Source organism: Escherichia sp. 20412-1, assembly GCF_003027595.1.
Lineage (GTDB): Bacteria > Pseudomonadota > Gammaproteobacteria > Enterobacterales > Enterobacteriaceae > Escherichia > Escherichia marmotae.
The window spans coordinates 1-6,347 of record NZ_PYQM01000077.1; the positions used below are offsets into that span (position 1 = coordinate 1).

Genomic DNA, 6,347 nt, shown 5'->3' on the forward strand with positions numbered 1-6,347 from the left:
AGCGTATCTGCGCCATATCCTGAGCGTACTGCCGGAATGGCCCTCCAACCGTGTTGACGAACTGCTGCCATGGAACGTAGTTTTCACCGATAAATAAGTGTCAATACGGCGCTCTGTTGACGCTTACAAAATGGGTGGAGTGAGCGAAAAGATGCTTGCGCAGTCGTTACAGGCGTTAGAACAGGATGGTTTTCTTAACCGTATCGCGTATCCGGTGGTGCCTCCGCATGTGGAATACAGCCTCACGCCGCTGGGTGAGCAGGTCAGTGAAAAGGTTGCTGCACTGGCGGACTGGATTGAGTTGAATTTGTCAGAGGTGTTGGTGGTGCGGCATGAACGAGTGTCATAACTGCCGGGTATGTGGCTGGCCGAAAATGAAGGGGCGAAGTTCTGTATCAATGTGCTGACTGAACTGAAAAACCGCGGTCTGAACGATATCCTCATCGCCTGTGTAAATGGCCTGAAAGGCTTCCCGGACGCTATCAATGCGGTATATCCAGTGATGTATCATGCATATGGACGCAACAACCTGCGGTTCGTATAGTGGAAGCCATCAGTCAGGCCCACGGAAGAATAAGGTCAGTTTCCGAAGTAAGTCCCCAATATAATAAAGGGGCTATAAGCCCCTTTTCAGTCATGAACTATCAGAAAGAGTAACGGAAGTTGGCGTTTATCGCATTGTCCACGTTATATTTCCCGAGCGCCGATTTCTCCAGCTCCAAACCAAAACGCATATTGTCCTTAATTTCCGCATTCATCCCTACCGTCATCAGCATCCTGCTGTCTTTTTCACCTTCAAAACGTTTCTCTCCGGAAGCATCCCGTAAAACTGTTTCTCCGTTCGCAAGCAGGTCGAACTGGTAACCCAGCCCGGCGCGCGCTGTGACTTTCCAGTCATCTCCGGAGAAGGTTCTGCCCACATCAACACCGGTTCGGCCAATCAGTGGATTATAGTCCTTGTCTTTCATGCTCAGCACCATACCCCGGTCTTCCCAGTTAAAGGATTTTCCTGACACAGAACCGTAAACGAGCTCCATCTGTGGCTCCACCCATGCCTCTTCTGACAGGTGGTAACGATACCCAACTTCAGCTCCGGCATACCAGGAATGAGAGCTGTAGTCTTTTGTCCCCAGGGAGGCAAAACTTGCCGTGTACTGATTATCGTGATGGAGGTATTTACCAATCAGGTCAAAATAAGCTCCGGAATTAAAGATCGCTGAGGCATACAGTCCTCCCCCCACGGATTTGGTTTTACCACTGAAGGCGTGGCTGCTTGCATTGCTGTCCGTATAGGTCAGCAATACCCCTGTAAACAAATCCACACCATCCAGCTCATGCTTTCTGTCAGCACCAATCTGAACGTGAGTATAGTTATCGCTGTAACCACCATCTGCCGAACCGGTACCGTTCATTATACGCGCCCAGACACCGGCATCCCCTTGGGTATCCCGCAGATCCCCCATACGCTTGTTCAGATTATTGACCTCTGTCAGGAAGGATTTATAACCTGATGCCATAAAGTCCGTTGCGGTTTTCGAGACTCCGGCATCAGCGACGGTCTGATACCCTGTAAGCACCCATTTTGTGGCGTTATCCGTTTTTTCCGTGCTGATTATCGGCGTGACGTTACTGAAACCTATCAGCTGCGCTCCGGCTTTGAACGTTTTCTCGTCACTCCCTTTCGGTGCAGTAATTAACGTCACGTTCATTTCACTGTCTGGCTTGTTTAAAAAGTCAACCTGGACTGTATTATTACTACCCGACAGTTTGTCCGAGATATTCAACTGGTCAGCCTGGCTGTTGTTGGTATGCATCAGAAACGTGGAGTTATCTGCAGTAAGCTCTTTTACCTGTAAAGTGGCAAAATTTTTCCCGTCACCCAGCTCAATTCTGGAGCCTGTGGCCTTCAGCGCTTTGGTCGCTGAGTCTCCGTCAGAGTACCACAGAGCATTGTTCATATTTACCGTACTCTGTGCTCCCGTAATACTGCCACTCAGAACGGCGTTATATCCCTTCATTAAGGAGCTGAATAACGGAGAGTCCGTCTTCCCGGCAGCATCACTGTCTCCCAGATTAATGGTTGCCGCAGTATTTACTGCATTAATATCTGAACTCAGATAGCCCATATTTTTAACCGAAAGGCTGGCCTTATCTCCTAGGATAATCCCTTCAGTTGTTGACGTCACGGGCGAGTAATATCCCTGTTTCTCCGCAGAAGGCATCCCCGTCAGGGTCAGGGAGGCATTTTCTTTTACATCCACAGATCCAGTACTGAAAATACCGCTCTGCACCGTAAGTTTTGCCCCTTTTTCGAGAGACAGGCTGCTGTTGATAAAACTGCCAACACGGTCAAAAACAGCATCTTGTGAGTTCACACTCACTGAGCTGTCATAGGCCTCAATACCACCAGTAAATTTCTCCCGGATTTGCAGGGACGATTTGTTTTCCAGCGTCACATTACCGCTGTAGTTACTCTGGTCACCGGCTGTGGCTGCGGTAACTTTACCCTCAATAGATGATACTGCATTACCGGTTCCGTCATTCTTGTCTGTAAAGACCCTGTCACTTCCCAAAATAACGGTACTTCCGTTGGCGGCGTTAATATCCCCCTGCATCTGACCGTTTCTGGACAGATGGAATGTTGCTGCATCAAGTTTCAGTTTGCCCAGCGTAAACTGACGGTTTTCCCAGTCGCTCTGGCTGGCTGAGGTCGTCGTTCCTGCATGAATAACCGGATGCCCCTGGAATATCAGCGAACCTGATTTCTTTGTTATCGAGCCTTCCGGCAGATTAACGGAGCCATCAAGAGCCAGTACATCATTACCGGAGAGTTGTGGAATATTCACGTCCATATTACCGTTTAGCTGACCGTGATACATATAAGGTTGGCTGCTGGCCTCAATTTTTTGCTGCTTCACGGTCTCAATTGCTTTATTACGGTCTTTTCCCACATTCTGCCAGACACTGCTGTTATTCAGGTCAGAGAAAAGCGACGAATATGAATTCGCTTTCAGTATGTAATATTGTCCGGTAGCCTCTACAAGATACAGGTCACCCGGCGTTCCTTTGTCCCCCCAAATACTAACAGAATTAACCGGTACATTAATGTCACTGGCTTTTAATGTCTGGAGATCGAGTGTTACCGTTGATTTTTTCTCACTGTTATTGGTAATGATGGCTCCGTAGTCGGCAGCCTGAAGTCGGGTGAAAGTGAGGTTATTGCCATTCAGATCCAGACGTCCGCCACGGTATCCCCATGAAATATTATCCGGATTAACCTGCCGGGCATCAGAAAGAACAACCGTCGGGCGACCGCTGGCGATATTAACAGCGCTGAAAGCCTGTACCTTTCCGTCAGCATCCGTCTGCTGGTTGAGTATAACAGTGCCGTCCCCCACCTTAAGTCCACCGGCATTCATACCGGTTCCGTTTACCATAAGGGTTCCTTCACCTACTTTATGTAAGTTATCACCGGCCACCCCGTTCACCTGCCACAGAACGTGAGCTCCTGTATCTGTGATAACTCCACCGCCCATCCATGTCTGGCCGTTCAGGGCGGACACCGTATAATCGTCGGTAAACTGCAGATATCCGGCGCCCTGATTAACAGAATTATGCAGAACGACCTCACCATTATTTCCGGTGAACAGTAGGTTTTTTCCTGCATTCAGGTCATTTCCTTTTTTGCCATGCATATCCCAGTTTGTATTCCCCTGGGTCAGGGTACCAGTACCATTAGCTGCATCATATTTCCACTGCAGTGCACCTGCACCAGAGGTGTAAACAATGGTTTTGTCAAAATCATTTTTCGGCTGCTGGCTGAGGAAGCTCTGGGTTGTGACGACCCAGTTATTTCCCTTATTAGTCTTTTCGGATGTGACGGCAATCAGAACCCATTTTTTTTGCAAGGAGTCATAAGCAAACAAAGGTGAACCACTATCTCCTAGAACAAGATAGTTTGCCAGAGGCCCCTGAGCCGGATTAAAAATATTAGCATTCTGCGTAGTAATCAGCTGTCCGGTATTATTGGACCACAGACCACCAACAGTTCCGCCAGTCAAAAAACCTCCGTTAGTGTACACTTGTTCAGTTTTGCCATTTTTGTCTTTGACATACTGCAGACCACCGCCAAGACGATAGAACGCACTAAATCGACCTCCAGCCTGGTAGGCACCTCTCACAGCACCAACATCAGATACTTCTGCTGGAGCCACTTCCGTCACCAGTTTACTCAAACGACGGGTTTTAATATCAAGGCTGTTATTGTTATTTGTACCAACTGCAGTATAAGTGTTTTGAATATATCCGAAGCTCATCGTATCAGAGCCGTTAACATGTTTAGCGGTAACCATATACTGAGGGGAGTAAAGGGTATGATCACCTGGCTGCAGTTTGCCAGTGGAGACAGCGGCACTGCTGAAATCAATCATCGGAGCTTTATCAAGTTTACCTACCAGATTACCCTGTTTGTCGTAAATAGCGATATTTGTTGCACCCTGTGTGAACTGACCTTTATTCTCGGCAAAATCACGGAAGATCTGATAAGGGATTTCAGCACTGACCGTGGCCGCCAGCGCCGGCCATGCCGAGGAAAGTGATAAAACGGCAACAGAAGGAAGAATAACTCGACGGGACAGCCGACAATAGCTTTTACAGGTGACCCTGCGAGCCAGTTCGGATACAGCAATTAGACTTTTTGTAATATGGCAATACTTCAGAGCATATATTTTATTCATGATTATAACTCAAATCTTTGGAATAAGTACAGTCATAACTTAAATTATTGTATATTTATGAAGTAAGATTGGGTATATCTTATATATTTTTTATACCACCCCTTTGATAATTTATACATATAATAAATAAACCATTATTCCCCCAAAAACTCAAGAAGAAGAAATATAAAATAATCATGGTCATTCAAAGTAGAAAACACTGATATTCATTAATATGCCTAATGTTTTCAATGATGCATTGCATAAAGCAATGGCATACCGAAGTACATAAGGAAAGACGACGACTAAAACTAAGCTTATCAATCCTGAGAAAGAACAGATTTATGTCCGGCAGCCCCAATCAGCACCCGTCCGATAATATCCAACATTGGCTGGGCACTGAAAAAATGCGACATCGTTGCTTTCAGCGTGTTGTATAACTATGCACGAAAGAGCTTCACGATCGTTTTAGCAACTCCTGAACACCAAACGGGTCAAAAGATCGGATTTTCTCCCGCTTGACAGGACGTTTTGCTCGGGGATTTTTGATCCCCTTCCTACACAAAGAATATTTGTGATATATCAAAAAAACGCATCAGACTTAAGCAATCGGCTTTCATATCTCAGCCCTATTTAAATCTTAGCTTACCATTAGCAGATCGCTATTCTTTTACTTTTTTTACTATTTCCGCAGGAGAACTATCCTATCCTTCTTTACTGGGCATGATACTGATGTAGTCACGCTTTATCGTTTTCACGAAGCTCTCTGCTATTCCATTACTCTCCGGACTCCGCACCGCCGTGTTCTTCGGTTCAAGTCCCAACATCCGGGCGAACTGACGTGTTTCATTAGCCCGGTAGCATGAACCATTATCCGTCAGCCTCTCAACTGGATACGCCGGAAGCTCGCTGCCAAAGCGGCGTTCCACTGCTCCCAGCATGACGTCCTGTACTGTTTCACTGTCGAAGCCGCCCGTAGTGACCGCCCAGTGCAGTGCCTCACGGTCACAACAGTCCAGCGCGAACGTGACTCGCAGTTTTTCTCCGTTATCACAGCGGAACTCGAACCCGTCAGAGCACCATCGCTGATTGCTTTCTTTCACGGTCACTCTGCCGGTATGTGCCCGTTTCGATGGCGGGTGGTCCCCTGCGCCGGAGGAACAGATAATGAAACCGGGCTGTTTTTTCCCGACTTCGCCAGCGCTGCCGATTACTGCATGGAGAAAGATATTCCGTACCTGTTTGAAGAAGATGCCACTGGCAATTATGAAACAACTGTATGGATAGTTGGTGAGCCCGACGGTAATGTCACCATGCTCCCCATGTCCTGGAAAAATTTTCTGTCCGTGTGCACGATACATCCCTTTATCTGTCCGCAGTGCGGCACCTCACATCTTCCCCCTGCGTAATTCATGCCTCCCCGTTTTGCGGATATTTTACAACAGGGAAACCGCTGGCTTAACTGGCTGGAGAAGCAGCCGGAAGGTTCAGTGCGTCCGGTATTGATTAGACTAGCCCCCAGAATCTCCAGACAACCAATATCACTTAAATAAGTGATAGTCTTAATACTAGTTTTTAGACTAGTCATTGGAGAACAGATGATTGATGTCTTAGGACCGGAGAAACGCAGAC

The 6,347-nt window shown here is 47.2% G+C and carries 2 protein-coding genes and 4 pseudogenes; 4 read left to right on the top strand and 2 right to left on the bottom strand.

Going from position 1 to position 6,347, the window contains the following annotated elements; genetic code table 11:
* From C7B16_RS23540 to C7B16_RS23550, 3 genes and pseudogenes are all read left to right on the top strand, one after another.
* On the top strand, window positions 1-97 hold a 97-nt coding region (locus C7B16_RS23540; RefSeq protein WP_143192617.1), incomplete at its 5' end, for a transposase domain-containing protein.
* Window positions 98-127: 30 nt separating this feature from the next.
* Window positions 128-349, top strand: a pseudogene (locus C7B16_RS23545) (winged helix-turn-helix transcriptional regulator); the annotation flags it as partial.
* Window positions 350-541: pseudogene (locus C7B16_RS23550) on the top strand (transposase); the annotation flags it as partial.
* A gap of 103 nt (window positions 542-644) precedes the next feature.
* Here C7B16_RS23550 and C7B16_RS23555 read toward each other — a convergent pair.
* Entirely contained in the window at window positions 645-4,736 is a 4,092-nt protein-coding gene (locus C7B16_RS23555) for an autotransporter outer membrane beta-barrel domain-containing protein (RefSeq protein ID WP_107180249.1), read from the bottom strand.
* Window positions 4,737-5,425: 689 nt separating this feature from the next.
* Window positions 5,426-5,854 (bottom strand): annotated as a pseudogene (locus C7B16_RS23560) (DDE-type integrase/transposase/recombinase); the annotation flags it as partial.
* Between the two features lie 273 nt (window positions 5,855-6,127).
* Between C7B16_RS23560 and C7B16_RS25530 the strand changes: the two are divergent.
* Window positions 6,128-6,241: pseudogene (locus C7B16_RS25530) on the top strand (IS91 family transposase); the annotation flags it as partial.
* Between the last annotated feature and the right edge of the window lie 106 nt (window positions 6,242-6,347).

Coding starts and splice junctions, on each gene's coding strand:
- C7B16_RS23555 (WP_107180249.1), bottom strand. CDS start 4,736: ATGAATAAAATATATGCTCTGAAGTATTGCCATATTACAAAAAGTCTA.